This is a genomic window from Kitasatospora sp. NPDC091257, assembly GCF_044757675.1.
Taxonomy (GTDB): domain Bacteria; phylum Actinomycetota; class Actinomycetes; order Streptomycetales; family Streptomycetaceae; genus Kitasatospora; species Kitasatospora lactacystinica.
Window position 1 is genome coordinate 1 of sequence record NZ_JBIVVI010001029.1, and the last position, 3,313, is coordinate 3,313.

Genomic DNA, 3,313 nt, shown 5'->3' on the forward strand with positions numbered 1-3,313 from the left:
GCACCGGGCCCTGCCGGCAGGCCCCCGCACCCCGCCCCGCCTGCGGCCATACCGCTCGCCAGGCGTTCCCGAACCGGGCCCGAAGCCGCGCCCGCGACCCTGGCCGGGAACGCCCGTGCACTCCCGCTCCGCTCCGCCGCGCACGCCCCGCACAGCGAAGGACGACCGAAGGACGGCCACCATGCCCTGCCCACTCTGCGCCCAGCCCGTCGGCACCAACGACCAGTTCTGCCCCTCCTGCGGCGCCGCCCGGGGCGCCGCCCTCGACCTGGCCGCCGAGGAGCGCAAGCTGGTCACGGTGGTCTTCTGCGACCTGGTCGACTCCACCGCCCTGTCCGGCGCGCTCGATCCGGAGACCCTGCGCGAGGTGATCCTGCGCTACTTCGAGCGGATGCACCGCCGGATCGAGGCGCACGGCGGCACCCTGGAGAAGTTCATCGGGGACGCCGTGATGGCCGTCTTCGGCGTCCCGGTGATCCGCGAGGACGACGCCCACCGGGCGCTGGCCGCCGCCCTCGCCATGCTGGAGGACCTGGAGGACCTCAACACCGAGCTGGACGCCACCCTCGGGGTCCGCCTGGACGTCCGGATCGGTGTCAACACCGGCCAGGTGGTGGCGGGTTCGGACGCCTCGGCGCGCCAGGCGCTGATCTCCGGCGAGACCGTGAACATCGCCGCCCGGCTGCAGACCCGGGCCGCCCCCGGCCAGGTGCTGATCGGCCCGCAGACGCTGCGCGCGGCCGGTCCGGCCGCCCAGGTGGACGAGGTCGGCCCGCTGCACCTCAAGGGCAAGGCCGAGCCGGTCACCGCCTACCGCCTGGTCGCCCTGGACGAGGACGACCCGGAGCTGCTGCGCCGCTTCGACGTCCCGCTGGTCGGCCGGGAGCGCGAACTGGCGCAGCTGGACGCCGCGTTGGCACGGGTGGCGGGCGGCTCGGGGGCCGAGCTGCTGCTGGTCGCCGGCGAGGCCGGCATCGGCAAGACCCGGCTGGTGCGCGAGTGGCGCGAGCGGGTCGGCCGGCGCACCGCGCGCTGCGGCACCGCCCGCTGCCGCAGCTTCGGCGAGCAGGGCACGCTGGCGCCGATCGCCGAGGCGGTCCGGACCCTGCTGGACGAGCCCGGGGGCGCCGCTCCGGCCGAGGCGCTGGCCCGGCTGGACGAGGCGACGGCGCCGGGCCTCGACTCCCGCCGCTCGCTGGAGCTGCTGGCCGCGATCCTGCGGGGCCGCACCGTCGAGCGCCCGGCCGTCCTGGTCCTGGACGACTGCCAGTGGGCCGGCCCGGCGCTGGTGGACGCCGCCGGGTGGCTGACGGCCGAGCTCGGCGCGGCCCCCGTGCTGCTGCTCTGCCTGACCCGCCCCGAGCTCCCGGCCGCCCGCCCGGAGCTGCCGGCACTGCCGGTCGGCGGCCTTTCCTGGGACGAATCCGCCCTGCTGGCCGCGCAGTTGACCGAACTGAGCGCCCACCAGGACGCGGTTCCCACCCGGCTGCTGGAGCGCGCCGAGGGCAACCCGCTGCACCTGGAGGAGCTGCTGGCCGCCCTCACCGAAACCGAGGGTCCCGTCCTGACCGACGAACTGCCGCCCACCGGACGGGCCCTGCTCAGCGCCCGGATCGACGGGCTGGAGCGCGACGATCGCGCCACCCTCGACCTCGCCGCCGTCCTCGGCCGCGCCTTCACCGCCACCGAACTCGCCGAACTCGCCCACGGCGGCAGCGATCAGGACGCCTTCGCCGACCCGGAGGACGACGTCTTCACCGGCCCGATCGACGGGCTGCCGGCCGGCCCGTCCGCCGGGGGCGACGGCACCCCGCCGCGGCTGCGCGCCGCGCTGGCCCGGCTGGCCGAGCTGCGGCTGGTCGAACCGGCCGGCACCGGCTACCGGTTCAGCAGCGGCCTGGTCCAGGAGTCCGTCTACCAGTCGATGTCCAAGCGGGCCCGCGCCGAACGCCACGAGCGCGCCGCCGACCTGCCGGCCGTCCGCTCCACCGGGGACGCCGCCGTCGGCGGCCACCTGGAACGCGCCCACCGCTACCGGCTCGAACTCGGCCTGCTGGACACCCGCACCGACGTGCTGCGCACCCGCGCGGCCACCGCCCTCGGCGCCGCCGGGGCCGGCGCCCTGGCCCGCGCCGACCTGCCCGCCGCCACCGACCTGCTGGAGCGCGCCGTCCGGCTGCACTACCCGGGCGAGCGCGCTGCGGGCCCCGCGCTGCGCCGCCTCGGCGAGGCCCGGCTGGCGCTCGGCCGCGCCGAGGAGGCGCTGCCCGTCCTCGCCCAGGTGCGGGACGCGGCCGCCGACCCGCTGGACGCCGCGCACGCCCGGCTCGCGCTGGCCGCCCGCGGCCTGCCGCCCGGCCCGGATCAGCCCGCCGCGACCGCCCGCGCCGTCCTGCCGCTGTTCACCGACACCGGGGACGACCTCGGCCGGGCCCGGGCCGGGCTGCGGCTGGCCGAGGAGCAGCTGCTGGCCGGCCGGCACACCGAGGCCGAGCGGCTGCTGGACCAGGCCCTCGACCGGGTCTGCCGCACCGACGCCGAGCTGGACCGGGCCGCCGTGCTGGCCGCACTGGCCGCCTCCCTGCTGGCCGGCCCCGAGCCCGTCCCCAACGCGACCTTCCGGCTGCGCGCCCTGCTCGGCGAGCACGGCACCGGCCGGCGGACCGTGCGGGTCGCGCTGAACGGCCCGCTGGCCGTCCTGCTGGCCCTGCGCGAACGCCCCGAGGAGGCCGAGCTGCTGCTCGCCGAGGCCAACAGCCTGGCCGGGGAGCTGTCGCTGGCCGAGGCGATGGTGGCGCTGCCCGCGCTGACCGCCCAGGCGGCGGCCGCCCTCGGCCAGAGCGGCCAGGCGCTGGACCTGCTCGCCGACGCCGCCGAGATCGCCCGTCACCAGGGCAGCCCCGCCCCGCTGCCGCGCCTCGCCCTGACCACCGCGCGGGTCCTGCTGGACACCGACCGCCCGGCCCAGGCCGCCCGGCACCTGGACGGCGCGGACGCCCTCGCCACGTTGCCGCCGGTGCTCGCGATCGAACTGGACGCGCTGCGCGGCCGGCTCGCCGCCACCCGGGGCGAGGCCGCGCCGGCCCTGGACCTGACCGCCGCCGCCCTGGCCGCCGCGGAGGCCACCGAGTCGCTGCTGTTGCAGGCGCTGACCGCGCTCGACCGGGCGCACGCCCTGCTGCTGCTCGACCGCCCCGCCGAGGCCGCGGTGGCCGCCGCCACGGCCCGGGACCGGTTCGCCGCCAAGGGCCACCTGCCGGGCGTGCGGCGCGCCGAGCGGCTCGGGGGCACCCGGTGAGCGGCCCGGCCGGCC

The 3,313-nt window shown here is 78.8% G+C and carries 1 protein-coding gene; it reads left to right on the forward strand.

Translation table 11 applies throughout. The annotated features are described in order from the left end of the window. Positions 1–181 precede the first annotated feature (181 nt). Positions 182–3,298 carry an adenylate/guanylate cyclase domain-containing protein gene (locus ACIQOV_RS33835; protein WP_401054609.1) on the forward strand — a complete coding sequence of 1,039 codons (3,117 nt, stop codon included), beginning with the start codon at positions 182–184 and terminating at the stop codon, positions 3,296–3,298. The last annotated feature ends 15 nt before the right edge of the window (positions 3,299–3,313 follow it).